At 50.3% G+C, this 523-nt stretch carries 1 protein-coding gene; it reads right to left on the bottom strand.

The window, feature by feature from the left end:
• Nucleotides 1-523, bottom strand: a 523-nt coding sequence (locus I8U17_RS18200) for a pyridoxal-phosphate dependent enzyme (protein ID WP_198060016.1), incomplete at both ends; no start/stop codon positions are given.

The following is a 523-nucleotide window of genomic DNA, read 5'->3' as shown; positions in this document are numbered from 1 at the left end:
GACGCGGACGCTTCCTTCAATCCTTCCCAGACCCCCCACAGTAAATCTGCTCTGGAAGAAGGGACGAGGATAACGGAAGGAGAGCATCCTTTTAATTGTTGCACCAGTTCATAGGCAATGGTCTTATATCCTTGCACTCCATACATGTTGCTGCCAACTGGCGGAAACATATAGTTAGTCGCTGGGTAAAATCCTTGATTCTCTGCCAGCTCGCGCGTAAGTTCCCATCGCTGAAATGAATCGCTAACCATAACCAGTTGAGCTCCATATGCTTGAATAGACTTCTTTACGTCTTCATGGATGTCTTTGGTTGTGATCACCGTACACTGGAGACCGGCAAAGGAGGCATATGCTGCAAGGGAAATTCCCGCATTGCCGCTGGATGCAACCACCACGGATGATTTGCCCAACTGGAGCGCCCGGGCGATCACCAGAGGGCTCATCCGGTCTTTATGGGAACCGGTGGGATTCATGCCTTCGTTTTTCACCCAGAAGCGATGGATTCCCAATTGCTCAGCTAATC

The sequence above is a fragment of the Thermoactinomyces sp. CICC 10521 genome (assembly GCF_016055135.1).
Classification (GTDB): domain Bacteria; phylum Bacillota; class Bacilli; order Thermoactinomycetales; family Thermoactinomycetaceae; genus Thermoactinomyces_A; species Thermoactinomyces_A daqus.
Note: the sequence above shows the minus strand (reverse complement) of the source record. Positions and strands in the feature narration are given on the sequence as shown.